Origin of the sequence: Nonomuraea sp. NPDC049269, assembly GCF_043197155.1 — a bacterium.
In the GTDB taxonomy this organism is placed as follows: domain Bacteria; phylum Actinomycetota; class Actinomycetes; order Streptosporangiales; family Streptosporangiaceae; genus Nonomuraea.
Genome location: NZ_JBICSO010000012.1, coordinates 327,360 through 341,296, shown reverse-complemented (window position 1 = coordinate 341,296; position 13,937 = coordinate 327,360). Strand labels below are relative to the sequence as shown.

Genomic DNA, 13,937 nt, shown 5'->3' with positions numbered 1-13,937 from the left:
CCCGTGGCCCCGATCGAGCCGGCGGAACTTCTCGTCGGCGCCAGCCAGGCTGACCTGGAGACCTTGCCGAGTCGGCCTTCGCGTTCGGCGATCCGGGCGACGAGGTTGTCGCGGATCCCTCCAACCGGCCGCGCTGGGCCGGGTCCGGCCGGAGGAGCGAGCAGCGAACGCAAGCTTAACCGAACTGATCTTGAAGGAGGTTCAAGGTCATCGAGAACCTGTTAGGTGACTGAACGTGACCGCAACAGTCTTTGATAGCCCGCCGCTCGGCGTGTCGCGGGCGCCCCGGCTCTTGCGGATCGGCGCAGCATCATGGGACGGAGTCTGCTCAGCGGTGGCACGTCACCTCGTTAGCCGTCGAAGCGGGCCAGGTAGAGGTCAGCCGGCTTCGGCGGAGTCGAGATGGCGGGTGTCACCGAGGTTGACGACCGTGCGGTTAAAGCTGGCCCGGGACGTGTGCCACGGCAAGCGCGGCACCATCCACCAGGCGTACCGGGACGGCGTGGAGGACCAGCTCGGCTCGCTCAGTCTGGTCCTCAACACCATCGTGGACGACCCGTTACGTCGACGCCGCCGTGGCCCCAGCTACCGGGCCGAGGGCCACGCGATCCGCGAGGAGGACATCACCCGGCTCTCCCCTCTTCAAGCACCGCAACCTGAACCTGCTCGGCCGCTACAGCTTCACCGCCTCGACCCCGGCCGCCGGCGCCCTGCGCCCGCTGAGCGACGCGGACGCGCTCGAGCTGGACGAGGACGACGAAGGCGCGGACTGAACGCCCACATCGGGTGACGCGGGCACATCAGGTGGCCGGGTGCTCGGAAATCGCAAGCGCCGGTAGGGGAGCTGATGTCAGGCTGCCTGATATGCCCGACTAAGAGGTCCTAACAAAATGATCTAGAACCGTGTCCCGTGAAGTTGCTGATCGTTGATCTCGACGCCAGGGCTTTTCGGCATCGGGCTGGCGATCGCGTGCATGATCGGGCCGCTGTTCGCACGCTCATCGTCGGGGTGGGCGCGCCTGGCTGGCTGGCCCTGGGCGTGCTTTTTCTCGGCGCCGGACTCGGCATGGCGCCGGCCGTACGGTGGACCGGGCGAACGAGAGCCCCGCTCAGCCGCGCCGCCCACGTGGGTGCCTTTTCCATAGGGTACATACGCCGCTCCAGGTCAGACTGGGGTCGGCTGGGTGAAGTCGCGCGCTCTTCTGCCGACAGCCGCACTGCCAAATTGACCATACTACGTTGAATGGAATATGGTCGCTGCCAGCGAAGCCCATGGGGCTTATGAGAGATGACGATAGACCCGGAAGGACGAAGGATGCTGATGCGCACGAAACTTGCTGCCCTGGTAAGCGCGGCCACAGTCGCTGCCTCGCTGATGGCGGGGGCCACGCCGGCCAGCGCGGCTGGTCCTTGCGGCAGCGGGTACACCAGGGTCGGCGTCTACGCCATCCCGTCGACCGGTACGAGGGTGGGCACTCTGGAGGTCCACTACAACTCCAGCTCGCGCAAGAACTGCGCCCTCACCTACGGCTACGGCTCCACGGCGGGGACCACCACCTGGAAGTCGGTGAAGATCATGGTGGCTGGTGGCGGCTGGTGGGACGACGTCGACGCGGGGAATTATGCGGAGTACGCCGGGCCGGTGTACGTCTCGGCTGCCGGCAGATGCATCGATGTTGAGGCGGCCGTCAAGGATAAATCCCGCCTCTTGTCTGGTGTGCACTGCGGCTGATGATGCCCTGGGCGGGACCGCTGACGATCGCAAGCGGCCGTAGTCTGGACGACGATGATGGCGTTGAATGGGCCCTTCGGCAGATCATCAAGTGGACACGCGAGATCCAGGGCGGCAACTGGGATCATCTTCTACAAGCCTGGACGTACGGCGGTGTGCGGCACCTCATGCCGGTAGCGGTGTGGACGATCTCGCTGCCCTGTTGGCGTGGCGCTGCCAGGATAGGGAGCCGTCCCGGACTCACGGCTGAGTTTCCTGCGCCGCTTAGAGGTCCTAACAGAGGGGTCAGCGGACGAGGCGTCGCCAGCAGATGATGGCGGCGGCGAGGGTCATGAAGGCTTCGTGGATGTCGTCGCGGATCTCCCAGCGGATGCGCAGGCGGCGGAACCAGTGCAGAAGCGCAATGGTTCGTTCGACGACCCAGCGGTGGATACCCAGGCCGGAGCCGTGTGGGGTGCCGCGGCGGGCGATGTGCGGTTTGATGCCGGTGCGCCAGAGGAGGCGGCGGTACTTGTCATGGTCGTAGCCCCGGTCGGCGTATAGGCAGGCGGGTCGCTTGCGGGGACGCCCTACTCGGCCCCGCACCGGCGGGATCGCTTTGATCAGGGGCATGAGCTGGGTGACGTCGTTGCGGTTGCCACCGGACAGGGAGACGGCGAGGGGGATGCCGTTGCCGTCGGTGATGACGTGGTGTTTCGAGCCCGGCTTGGCGCGGTCGACCGGGCTCGGGCCGGTTTTGGGCCGCCCTTGAGCGCCCGGACGTGGGAGCTGTCGATCACCGCCTTGGACCAGTCGAGCTGGCCGGCGGCGTGCAGTTCGGCGAGCAGAAGCTGGTGCAGCCGATCCCACACGCCGGCGGCGTGCCAGTCGCGCAGCCGCCGCCAGCAGGTCATGCCCGAGCCGAAGCCCAGCTCCTGAGGCAGGAACTCCCACGGGATCGCGGTGTAGAGCACGAACAGGATGCCCTGCAGAGCGAGCCGATCGTCCAGTCGTTTGCGGCCGGGATGATGCTGTCGCCGCTCCACCTTCGGTAACAGCGGTTCGACGCGCTCCCACAAGCTGTCCGGCACGATCCAGGGCAGCTGCTCATGCTTCTTCATGCAGAGACCAACGATCAAGAGGGCCCCTGGACACGCTCCTAGATCATTTTGTTAGGACCTCTAAGCCTTGATTGATGCGGCCGACCTGGCGGCCTGCTCGATCTTCGCGCAGTAGGCTGCACGGGCTTCCTCGTCGATCTGCTGCTCGTTTTCGGCGCGCACCCCGGTCCGGCCGTCGAGGCCCTCGCGCAGGATATCGGCGTGCCCGGCATGCCGGATGGACTCGCCGAGTACATGGACCATGATGGCGAACAGGTTCGTGTTGGGATAAGGCTCCGGCCACCACGGCACGTGGCCGGGGGCGTCGAGGGGAAGCTCGTTGATCGTCGCGTCCGAGTGTTCCCACGTGCGCCGGTAGAACTCGATGATCTGATCGCGGGTCTCGTCCTCGGCCGCCCACTGATCGCTGGCGTCGGAGTCCTGCCACCGGGACAGCGATTCCGGGGAAGGGCGGTCGAAGACCTCGCCGAAGTACCTGGCCTCGACGGTGGCCACGTGTTTGACCAGGCCGAGGAGGTTGGTCCCGGTCGCCGTCAAAGGTCTGCGGGCGTCGTATTCGGACAAGCCGTCGAGTTTCCAGAGCAGCGCCTCGCGGTCCCGCCGCAGTCTCCCGTGCAGGTTGTCCTTCGCGAATGTCTCGATCATGCGGCATGAACCTTCCATGGGCTGTTTGTGGTCTCAAGATCCCGTATGTGGTCCGCAACGGCTGGCAGAGCCGAGGCCTAGGACTCCTAACACAATGAGCTACCGGGAATGACTGTCTATCAGAGAGATGTGGGGGTAGGGGTGGGTTGCGTGACGGCTCGCGGCCGACCTGACCTGCGACGGTTACTGCGCAGGAGAACTACACGCACGCATGCTGTTCGGTGCCGTTCTCTGATCCCGTTGAGTAGTTCGGGACGGGGACCGGGGAGGTGGGCGGGTGCCAGGTGAGAATCCAGCCGGCGGTAAGCATCGCCGCGCCGCCTGCCAGGGCGATTGCGCCGCCTGTTCCGATGCCTGCGGCCACCGCGCCGAAGCAGGCCGGCCCGACGCCCTGCAGCGTCATGCTGCCGGAGCCGAGCAGACCGAAGGCCTGGCCCAGGCCATCCTGCGGCAGGGCGTCCAGGAAAGGCCGCTGCAGGCCGAGACCGTAGGCTAATCCGAAGCCGCAGAGCAGCAGCAGACAGGAGGAGACGCCCACTCCGGGCTCGGTAGCGAAGCCGACCAGCGGCAGTCCCGTAAGCGCAATCAACGGGACTACCAGTCGCTCCCGGGTGGGTGGCCGTAGCAGTCGACCCACCAGCAGGTCACCGACAAGCATGCCGACCGGCAGACAGCCCATCAGCACCGCGTACCAGCCGGGCGCGAAGTGGCGTCCTCCCGCGTAGGCGACGATCAGACCTTCCGCGCCCGCCACGAACGCGGGCGGTAGCCACTGGGCCAGCATCAGTCGTCGTACCGTGTGTCCGCGCAGCAGCAGGCCGGCACCGTGCAGGCTTGCCCGGACGGCCCCGCCATCGCCCCGAGCGCTGCCAGGTGTGCCGCCGAACTCTCCCGGCTGCAGCCGGGGTAGCCGGATGCGGATGGCGAGCGCGCAGCCGAGGTAGAGGGCGGCGCTTACCGCGAGCGCCCGGTGCGGGCCGAGTACCGCGACGACCGCACCTCCCAGTGCCAGACCGAACAATTGCGCGCCGGAGGCAGCGATGTTGTTCAGTGAACGGCCCAGTACATAGGCGTCGCCCTCCAGCGACTGCGCGACCAGCCGACTCGACGCGCCGTGAAACACCGGTGTGGCGAGGGCGACCAGCGCCACGACACCGAGGCTTGCCGCGATCGGCATCCGCACCAGGGCGAGCAGCAGGGCGGCGGCGCACGTCAAGGCGTAGCCGCCGGTGATGAGCGCGCGGGGCGGCAGTCGGTCGGCCAGTGAGCCCAGCAGCAGCGAGCCGAACAGCTGCGGGATGAAGCCGATGCCGAAGGCCAGTGCGCTCAGCAGCGCGGAGCCGGTGGCCGAGAAGACCAGCACCGAGAACGTGGTGATCCGCAGCGCGTCCGCAGTGATCGCGACGGTGCGGGTTGAGAAGAGCAGCCGGAATCGCGGCTCGGCCAGCACCTCCCGGTAGGTGGCACGGTGGTTGCCCTGCGCGGGTTCGGCGGTTGGGGTCATGACGCCCAGCCTCGCCGTGCGCCCACCCCACCCAACAATGATTCGTCGCTCGACGAATCGGAACGGACGTCCTGCGGTAACGTCGCAGGGTGCTCCGCTTCGAAGTCTCCGTCGAGGCCCTGCTGCGCAGCCGCTTCGCACTCTCCCCCGCGATGGACCTCTGCTTCCTGCTGCGCTCGCTCGCCGGCCAAGACCGGCCACTGCCGCGAGCCTGGGCCACCCGGCTCCTGCCGGCCTTCGAACGGCTTCGCCGCGAGACCGAACTGAACGCCGTCCTCGCCCTGCACAGCCCCCAATCCGGACCGAACTTCGTCGCCCCACCCCCGCGCGGCCTCAACCAGACCTGGGCAGACGACCTGGCCATGATCCGGGCCACACCGCTGGAAGCGGCCCGCCACGAATTCGCCACCAACGCGACCGGCCCGTCCGCCCGCGATCCCCGCGTACGCGCAGTGCTGGACTCGACGGACGCCGCCTCCAGGATCGCCGAGGCGATGGACCAGGCGTGGTACGAGCTGCTCGCCACGGACTGGCCGCAACTGCGCGCGATCTGTGAGCGCGACGTCGTGCATCGGGTGGGTGTGATCGGCGAACACGGATGGGTCACGACCATCGAGAGCCTGCACCCGAGCATCGCCTGGCAAGCCGGCGGTATCGAGATCGGCCACTTCCCCCAAGTCGGAACAGTCCGCCTCGCCGGCGACGGGCTCCTGCTGATCCCTTCGGTCTTCGTCGCGAATATCGCCGCCCACCTGGAAGACCCCTGGCCCAGGACCTTGATCTATCCTGCCCGCGGCACCGCCGCCCTGTGGGGCGAACAGGAGACCGTCCCCCGACCGGACGCCCTGACCGCTCTGGTCGGCCGGTCCCGAGCCCGGCTGCTGTTGGCGCTGGACGCCCCGGCCAGTACCAGCCACCTCGCCCGAAGCCTTGCCATGGCACCCGGCGCGGTAGGAGACCACCTCGCCATCCTGCGAGGCGCGGGACTGCTCGTCCGCGCCCGGTCCGGACGGTCGGTGCTCTACCGGCGCACCCCGCTCGGCCAGGCGCTGGTCGCCGGTTCGGGCTGAGGGCTCAGATCAGCACTGTTTTTTGAGGCGTCAGCGGGACTGTCCAGTAAATGGCTCTGTCGCAGAAAACCACCGTACAGTCCCCGCGAGCGCAGGTGCCGATGGATACTTTACGTTTCTCGAAGTTGCTCTGCACTTTGTCAAGCGCAGGCCTGGCGGATGAATCTGCCATCCTGTGCGGGTGACCGAGAACAATCCGGAGCGGGACCCTGACGTTGACTGGGTGCGAGTGGTGTTCGACCTTGAACCCGAGGACGGGTGGCCTCCTGCGCGGACCGAGCGTTTGTGGGCGGTCCGGGTCGGTAACGATCGCGTCCGGTTGGGTAATACCCCGTTTTTCGCCCGTGGCTTTGCGCTCGGCGATGTTGTCGTGGTTGCGCCTGATGAGGACGGGGTGCTGTGGGTGAAGCAGGCCGTGGAGTACTCCGGCAACTGCACGATTCGGATCATCCCAGCAGAAGGCGGTCATCAAGTCGAGGTGCGTCAAGCGGTGCTGGACGCCTTCGCGCCGTTCGGGATTGAGGGCGAGGGGATAGAGCAGTTCGGACTGGTCGCGTTGAACGTTCCTTCAGCGGCTGAGATATCTGCGGTGAAGCGGTTCGTGATCCAAGGCGCGGAAGAGGGCCGGTGGCACTACGAAGAGGGCTGTGTCACTCCAGAGTGGCGAGCGATGGAGTAGCCGTTACGGTCACGCATGGCCGGGCTGTGGACCTCGTGCCGTACCGCCCTCTGATGAGATTCGCGACGACTCTAGGTGGTGAGTTCTTCGATCATGGCTGTGGCCAGAGTGGCCGTGCGGGCCTCGTCGTCGTCCAGGGCGATGATGACGAAACTGGAGCACTGATCGGCGAGGCGGACGAGTTGCGTGCTCAGCCCGGCCCACCTGCCGCCGTGCCGGTAGATCCGCCGGCCTGCGTGCTCACGGACGCCGAGGGCCCACGCGTAGTCGAGCCGCGTGCCGTCGTCCAGGTGGCCGGGTGTCTGCAGGAGCGCGGAGACGCCCAGCTCGTCGCGTTCCAGGGCCTGGTTCCAGCGGATGAGGTCCGGGGCGGTGGACCAGACCCCGCCGTCGCCGAGGGACAGCGGTGCCGGGTAGTGCGGGTCGAGGGGTGTGGCTCCGGGCGGATGCGGGGCCGGGCCGGACCAGTACCGGCTGTCGGCCATCCCGAGCGGGGCGAACACGTGCTCGCGGGCGAAGTCGGGCAGCGGCCGGCCCGTCGCGCGTTCGATGATGACGGCCAGGCAGACGTAGCCGACATTGCAGTAGCGGTATTCGGTCCCCGGTGCGCTGACGAGGTGGTCGAGCGGGAGAAGTGCGCGGACGACGCCGGCGGTGGTGCGGTCGAGCTTCGCGCGATGGAGATCGTCGAATTCGACGCCCTCGGGCAGGCCGCTCGTGTGGGAGATCAGATGGCGCAGGCGTACGGTGCCCGCCCACGTGGGGAGCTCGGGCATCCACTGCGCCAAAGTCGATTCGGTGTCCAGTCGGCCCTGTCGCACAAGTAGAGCCGCGCAGGCGGCCGTGATCTGTTTGGACAGCGATGCGGTGTAGACGATCGTGCCGGCGGCAAACGGCTCCCCGGCCGCGGTCCGTCCACTGGTCAGGAAGACAGGCGGTGCGCTGTCCTGTTGCACGCCGACCATGAGCGGGTCGTGGGCGCCGTAGCCGGCCATCCTGGTCAGAGCGGCGGTACGGTCACGAAGCCGCGTCGCAGGGGTTCGGTCGGGGTTCGATGGCATCGATTCAGGCCGACAATGCCGCGGTGAGGTCGATCTCGATGAGTTGTTCTCGGTAGCCAAGCGACGCCACTCCTAGCAGTGTGCTGGCGGTGGTGAAGGCTTCAGCCAGTGGTGATGCCTTGAGCTGCCACCACACCGCGGACAGGATGTCGCTGTCCGGGCTCACCACGTAGATCACCGACCGGACCACGTCGGCGGGGGTGGCGCCGGCCGCCGCCAATACCGCAAGGCAGTTCGTGACTACCTGCTCGGTCTGCGCGGTGAAATCACCGGGGGCGCCGACCACCTGGCCGGAGAGGTCGAGCGGACACTGGCCGGCCAGGTGCGCGAGCCGGTCGGCGTTGGAGATGGTCACATGGCTGTAGCCGGCCGGTTCATGAACCGTCGACGGATTGACCTTTTCGATCACCGGCCCATTATTGAAGCGCGCCCGGCGAGGTGTACATCGATTTAAAATCACCGGTGATCTCGTGGTCAGGCCGCGCCAGGCCCTGAGCCCCGGACATCCATCCTCGAGCTGATCGCCGCAGGCGAGACCGCCATGCCGGGCTGGCCGAGCGGTTCGCTTCCGATGCGGCCCGGTCTGGCCGTGGTTCGGTCCCGTTTCGGCGGGTAATCGGGGTAACCGGCGGCATCCGAACCATAGAAGAGCCGCTTGGGTTCGGCGAGCGGTGCATGGGAGGCGAACCGAGCCGGCAGATCCGGTTCTTCACGGCGGTCACCGGCGCTCTGCCAAAGTCCGTTTGCGGGCTTTCCCCGGCTGTGCCGTTGAACTACCCGTACACGGTGGTGTGGGCCGGGAAGCCGTGCGGCAGGTGGCGCCAGGCGATGCCGGCGCGGGCCACGTAAGGGATCGCGTTGGCCTGCCGCAGATCGGTCGTGGGCCCGGGGCGGTCAGCTGAAGAACGCCGAACGGATCAGCGGATGGCGGAACGGGGGGAAGATCTCCAGCTCCGCCGACCAGTTCGCGGAGATCAAGGTGACCGTCAGCTGAGAGACCCCGCCGGGTCAGCCGCCATAGGTCCTGACGTAGTCGAACCGTGCCACTGCGCCTGACCTGTTCATCGAGACCAGGCCGATCTTGAGCCGGTCCTTGGTCGGCAGCGTCCACACGCCGTTGTACACCCAGTGCGCGCCGTCCCTGCTGGTCGCGGCGCGTACCTCGGTCTCGCCGTGTGCGGTGTCGGCGTGATGGGACAGCCGCAGCCACATCGTGTCGGCGGTCGGCCCGCCGAACATCGGGCCGTTGAAGACCGCGGTCGGCGGGGTGGTCGTCGGCCGTTCCCCTTCCTTGGCGAACTCGCTGAGCTGGACCACCGCCCCGTTGCCCCGCTGCAGCGGGACCACCGAGTGCACCATCTTGAAGTAGCGGTCGTCATTCTCGTACAGCAGGATCCCGGCCTGCTGGGAGGACTGAGTGGGCGCGAAGTCGATCTTCGTCTCCACCGTGTAGTCGCCTTCCGGCGCGTCCCGCAGCAGCACCGACGCGGTGTTGGTGCCCTGGAACAGCTCGGCGTTCTGGGTCGGCCAGGACAGCGCGCCGCCGGTCATGGTGACGCCGGCCGCCGGGCCGCGTACCCACTGCCAAGGCGAGCCGGGGACGGTGTCGCCGTCGAACTCGTCGCTGTAGGCGGGCAGCAGATCACCCGGCTGGGGGTCGGGCACTCGTTCGGTGACGGGGGTGTGCAGCTTCGCGGCCCCGACGTTGTCGGCATCGGCGCTGCCGCGCGCGACCGAGCCGACCGCGCCGTGGCGGGCCGCGGCCGCCGGCAGGCGGCGGGTCTGCTCGGCGACCGGGTCGCCGAGCCGGTCCTCGCTCACCTGGACGGTCAGCTCGGTGCCGCGCAGCTCGGCCACCACGCTGTGCCAGGCGCCGAAGTCGAACCCGGCCGGCAGCGCCGTCACCGACCTGCCGCGGCTCCTGCCGCCGATGAGCACGTCGGTGACCAGCGCGCGGCGGTCCCGGTCCAGCCAGGCCACCACGTTGTTCTCGCGGTTGACATGGGCGAAGGTGAGGCCGGCGGCGCCGGAGGTGACGCGCAGGTCCGCCTGCGCCCGCACGTCGGCGGTGGGTGCCTTCTTCACGGTCACCAGGTAGGTGGTGCTTCCGGTGTGGCTCGCGTACCCGCGCGCGTCCTGGTCGGTTCGGACAGACCAGTCTCGCGCGGCTCGCCAGCCGGTCAGGGAGCCGTTGTTGAACGTGCCGCCGGCGTCGAAGGAGGTCACCGGCGCGGGCTGGTCGCCTTCGGAGGGGCCGGCTCCGGCGCGTACCACCGGCCAGCCGTCGATCCAGTCCAGCCGGTCGATCAGCAGCGGGCGCTTGCTCAGGCCCGCGAGCCGCCCGCCGCCGATCGGCGGGAAGTCGGGGTCGTCCTTCGAGATGCCGTGGTAGACGAGCCAGTCCTGGCCGGACAGGTCGGTCTGGAAGCCGCTGTGGCCCGGCCCGGTCCAGCGGTTGCCGTTGGCACCGACCACGATGGCGCCCTTGCTGGTCAGGTCCATCAGGTCGACGCCCTCGTCGTCCACGAACGGGCCCCACGGGCTGGTGGCCCGGCCGGCCTTGACCTGGTAGCCGCTGTAGGAGCCCTGGCAGCAGCCGGCGTCTGAGTAGAACAGGTAGTAGAAGGCGCCGTGCCGGACGACGTACGCGCCTTCCATCCGGCGCCCCCTGGCCACCTGGGTCGCCGCGCCCTCGATGCGGGTGGCGTCGGCGTTCATCTTCGCGACGCAGATGATGTCGTAGCTTCCCCAGTACATGTACGGGGTGCCGTCGATGTCGGTGAACTGCGCCTGGTCGATGTTGCCCGTGGGACAGCCGGTCGAGGACGGCAGCACGTCGCCCGCGTCGGTCCACGGCCCGGTCGGCGTCGGTGCCGTCGCCAGTCCGAGATCACCGCCGTTGGGGGACACCGAGTAGTAGAGGTAGTACTTGCCGTTGATGTACCTGATGTCCGGCGCCCAGAGTCGCGCGGCGTTGTGCCAGGCGGGCTGGGTCTCCGGGGTGAAGACCTGCCCGGCGTACTCCCAGCGCACCATGTCCCGGGAGCGCAGGATCGGCAGAATGCGCTCGCCGTCCTCGCCCTTGCTGTTGAACACCGGGTTCTGGGTGCCGTAGGCATACCAGAACCCGTCCTTGCCGTGGATCATCGTCGGGTCGGGGAAGGTGTCGACCACCCCCGCCGACACCGGGTTGGCGTACGTGCTCGGCGCCTGCGCCGCCGCCGGTGGGCCGATGACCAGCCCGGACAGCAGGGCGGAGACGCCGAGGACCCGGCTGAGCCGTGACAAAGGATCATGGGTGAGGGGCATGCCGCAGAGTCTGTCCACGCCTAATTTTTCCGTCAATAATCCGGAAAAATAAGCAATTCAGGTCAACCCGCGTCCTCGGATACCGGCTCGTCTTTCAGGCCGGGCTCATGAAGATGGGGCATTCCCCTGACCAGGAGGAGAGCGGGCGGCACGATGAGCACGATGCCCGCCGCCACGGCGAGGACGGTCGCCGTGTTCGTCAGCTCCGACAACGGCCCGGTCAGCGCCTGGCCGAAGGGCAGCAGGCCAAAGCCGCACAGCCAGGCGAAGGAGGTCATCCGTCCGATGAGCTGGTCCGGGATGGCCCGCTGCAGGGCCACCTCCCAGTGGATGGCGTAGATCTCGATGCCCGCTCCGGCGATCACGTACGCGGCGAGGATGGGGAGCGGAGAGGTGGCGAGCAGGAGCGAGAGCGGCGCCGCGGCGTACAGCGCCATGGACACCATGGCCAGCACCCCGACGGCTCTGGGCCGCCACGCCATCGTGATCAGCCCGCCGATGAGGCCGCCGACGCCGTAACACGTGAGGGCGAGACCGTACACGGCGGGCGACCCGAACCTCGTCGTGCTCACGACCGGCAGCAGGACCTGGACCGGCGCCAGGACGAACATGAGGCTGACGGACGAGAAGATCAGTATGGCCAGCACCCAGGGACGCCGCCGCGCCTCGGCCACGCCGGTCCTGATGTCGTCGGCGAACGAGGCGTGGGGCGCGGGAGTCCAGCGCGGCTCCCTGATCCGCCAGAACACCACGGCCGTCACCGCGAACACGGCCACGGTGATCCCGTAGGCGGCGCGCGTCCCGGTGGCGGCGACCAACGCCACGCACAGGGCGGGCCCCACCATGATGCCGGTACGGATCGAGACCGCGATCAGGGACCGGCCGGACATCCGTTCGTCCTCCGCGAGGACGCCTCGGAGTATCGCGTTGAAGGCGGGCCGGATGAACGCCTCGGTGACTCCGGCGATGAAGATGACCACCGCGGCGGTCCAGATCGGCAGGCCGGGAGCCAGCGCCAGCGCGGCGACCACGACGGCCAGGACCCCGTACGCGGCCAGCATGATCCGCCGTCGCGGCAGCCGGTCGGCCCACACGCCGCCGATCGGCAGGAAGATCACCAGGGCGACGCCGCGGACGGCGAGCACCAGTCCGAGTGTCGAGGCGTCACCTCCGGCGCCGAGCACCGAAACGGTGATCGCGACGGCGAGCATCTGCTCGCCCATCACCGAGGCCGTCTGGCTCAGCAGGAGCAGCCGGAACCGGGCGTTGGCGAGGGCCTTGACATCGATGAGAATCGTCTCTCCTGGCGGTCGTGGGACGGAATGGAACCCCTGAACGGCGACCACCGAAGTCAACCGGTTCTGGACGCGGCATTGGGGAGATTTCTTCAACGGCAGATATTCCCGGCGCAAGATCGTCGGCGGCTACTCCCGCTCCGGCAAGCTCCCGCCCTCCTGAAGAGCGGTTATCGCTCCGGCGACGCGTGGGTGTATCTGGTCATCGCTCACGAGTGGGGGCATACCGTCCAGGCACGGACCGATCCCTCGCTCAGGGCTCTATCTGGTCGGCCACGCAGGCCAGGTACAGAGCCAGGCGGGCCCGGTGATCGTCGGCCGGCCGGCCGGACAACTGGGAGATCTTGTCCAGGCGGTAGAGCAGCGTGTTGCGGTGGATGTTCAGCGCGGCCGCGGCCCGGACGAGGTTGCAGCCGCTCTCGCAGTACGCGATGACGGTCTGGCGCAGCACCGGCCAGTCGGGGCGGGCTCGCAGCCCGGCGATGGAGAACCCGGCGAAGCGCGAGCGTGCCCTGCGTGGCACGGCGGCCAGCAACTGGTGGACCCGCAGGTCGCCGATGGAGTGGACCTGCGCGTCGGCCTGGACGCGCGGCCCGAGGCGCAGCGCGGTGGCCGCGTCCTGGTAGGAGTCGTGCAGCCCGGGGACCGAGTCGGCCGCGACGCCGAGGCCGATCGCGACCCGGAGCCCGATCCGCTGGCGGATGTGGTCGGCGAGCGGCAGGCAGAGCGATCGCAGATCGGTGCCGGCGGGCCGGCGGGGGAGCGCGGCGAACCGGCTGGAGGTCATCGCGGCGACGAGGTCCTGGGAGCCGGAGAACGTCTCGCGGATGGCCCGGAGCAGCATCGACCGGGTGCCCGATCCGTCGGGGCTCGGCGCGCCCTCACCGACGTCGATGATCACCGCGGTCCGCTCCGCCCGCAGGTTGTAGCCGAGCTCGCCGGCCCGCGCGACGAGATCTTCGGGATTGATCACATCGGGGTCGAACTGCGCGATGTCGCGGAGCAGGTCCTCCACCGTCCGCTCCAGCACCAGCCGGGAGCGCAGCCGCATCGACTCCTGCAGCATGATCTCCGTCTGCCGCTTGACCACCAGCCCGAATCGCTGGACCCGGGCGGGGGAGCCGGTGATGCCGACCGTGCCCAGCGCCCGGCCGTCGATGATGATCGGCAGCGTGATGCCGGGCCGTACCCCCTGCAGCCGGCGGGCCTGTTCCGCGGAGTGCGCCGCGGACTTCAGGGTGCGCATGACCTCCACCGACGCCTCATGGAACGAGCCGATGCGGCGGGTGTCGCCGCTGCCGATGACCACGCCGTCCGGATCGGTGATCAGCACGTTGAAGCCGATGATGTCGCTGGTGTCACCGGCGATCCCCTGGGCGAGCGTGGGCGTAAGGACCGGTGGCCAGGGCTGGGACATACATCCACCTCTATCGTGCGGATCGTACGATAACGCGCCGAAATAGGCCGCTAACTATGAATTTATCGTCCAATGACGTGCGAGTGAAGCTCGTCTACGGTGGGCGCAATACGAGTTCTGGGGGA

12 protein-coding genes and 1 pseudogene are annotated in these 13,937 nt (G+C 68.4%); 4 read left to right on the top strand and 9 right to left on the bottom strand.

Features of this window, described 5'->3' with window-relative positions; all coding sequences use genetic code 11:
• Window positions 1-235: 235 nt before the first annotated feature.
• Together ACGFNP_RS53675 and ACGFNP_RS53670 are read left to right on the top strand one after the other, a co-directional pair.
• Window positions 236-790, top strand: a complete 555-nt coding sequence (locus ACGFNP_RS53675) for a Tn3 family transposase (protein WP_393331791.1) — start codon at window positions 236-238, stop codon at window positions 788-790.
• Between the two features lie 531 nt (window positions 791-1,321).
• Window positions 1,322-1,732: a spore-associated protein A gene (locus ACGFNP_RS53670; protein WP_393331788.1), complete on the top strand. Its 411-nt coding sequence runs from the start codon at window positions 1,322-1,324 to the stop codon at window positions 1,730-1,732.
• A gap of 285 nt (window positions 1,733-2,017) precedes the next feature.
• Here ACGFNP_RS53670 and ACGFNP_RS53665 read toward each other — a convergent pair.
• From ACGFNP_RS53665 to ACGFNP_RS53655, 3 genes are all read right to left on the bottom strand, one after another.
• A protein-coding gene (locus ACGFNP_RS53665; protein ID WP_393331785.1) for an IS5 family transposase occupies window positions 2,018-2,832 on the bottom strand; the annotation gives its coding sequence in 2 pieces (ribosomal slippage) (window positions 2,018-2,472 and window positions 2,472-2,832; 816 coding nt in all).
• Window positions 2,833-2,892: 60 nt separating this feature from the next.
• The gene (locus ACGFNP_RS53660; protein WP_393331782.1) at window positions 2,893-3,477 is read right to left on the bottom strand and encodes a DinB family protein; all 585 of its coding nucleotides are present in this window, start codon (window positions 3,475-3,477) and stop codon (window positions 2,893-2,895) included.
• A gap of 199 nt (window positions 3,478-3,676) precedes the next feature.
• Window positions 3,677-4,981: an MFS transporter gene (locus tag ACGFNP_RS53655; RefSeq protein ID WP_358321606.1), complete on the bottom strand. Its 1,305-nt coding sequence runs from the start codon at window positions 4,979-4,981 to the stop codon at window positions 3,677-3,679.
• A gap of 89 nt (window positions 4,982-5,070) precedes the next feature.
• On the opposite strand from ACGFNP_RS53655, the gene ACGFNP_RS53650 reads away from it, so the two are divergent.
• Both ACGFNP_RS53650 and ACGFNP_RS53645 read left to right on the top strand, forming a co-directional pair.
• Window positions 5,071-6,051: an ArsR/SmtB family transcription factor gene (locus tag ACGFNP_RS53650; protein WP_393331778.1), complete on the top strand. Its 981-nt coding sequence runs from the start codon at window positions 5,071-5,073 to the stop codon at window positions 6,049-6,051.
• A gap of 181 nt (window positions 6,052-6,232) precedes the next feature.
• On the top strand, window positions 6,233-6,730 hold the full coding sequence (locus ACGFNP_RS53645; RefSeq protein ID WP_393331775.1) for a DUF4265 domain-containing protein: 498 nt from the start codon (window positions 6,233-6,235) through the stop codon (window positions 6,728-6,730).
• 71 nt (window positions 6,731-6,801) lie between these two features.
• Here ACGFNP_RS53645 and ACGFNP_RS53640 read toward each other — a convergent pair whose 3' ends face one another.
• The 6 genes and pseudogenes from ACGFNP_RS53640 to ACGFNP_RS53615 form a co-directional block, all read right to left on the bottom strand.
• Entirely contained in the window at window positions 6,802-7,791 is a 990-nt protein-coding gene (locus tag ACGFNP_RS53640; RefSeq protein ID WP_393331772.1) for a serine hydrolase domain-containing protein, read from the bottom strand.
• Between the two features lie 4 nt (window positions 7,792-7,795).
• Entirely contained in the window at window positions 7,796-8,200 is a 405-nt protein-coding gene (locus ACGFNP_RS53635) for a RidA family protein (RefSeq protein WP_358321595.1), read from the bottom strand.
• A 364-nt stretch (window positions 8,201-8,564) separates the two neighbouring features.
• A pseudogene (locus ACGFNP_RS53630) lies at window positions 8,565-8,672 on the bottom strand (transposase); the annotation flags it as partial.
• A gap of 127 nt (window positions 8,673-8,799) precedes the next feature.
• The gene (locus ACGFNP_RS53625; RefSeq protein ID WP_393331768.1) at window positions 8,800-11,100 is read right to left on the bottom strand and encodes a family 43 glycosylhydrolase; all 2,301 of its coding nucleotides are present in this window, start codon (window positions 11,098-11,100) and stop codon (window positions 8,800-8,802) included.
• 62 nt (window positions 11,101-11,162) lie between these two features.
• Complete coding sequence (locus ACGFNP_RS53620; RefSeq protein WP_393331765.1) at window positions 11,163-12,491, bottom strand: MFS transporter; 1,329 nt, start codon at window positions 12,489-12,491, stop codon at window positions 11,163-11,165.
• Window positions 12,492-12,648: 157 nt separating this feature from the next.
• Entirely contained in the window at window positions 12,649-13,812 is a 1,164-nt protein-coding gene (locus ACGFNP_RS53615) for a CdaR family transcriptional regulator (protein ID WP_393331762.1), read from the bottom strand.
• Window positions 13,813-13,937: the final 125 nt, after the last annotated feature.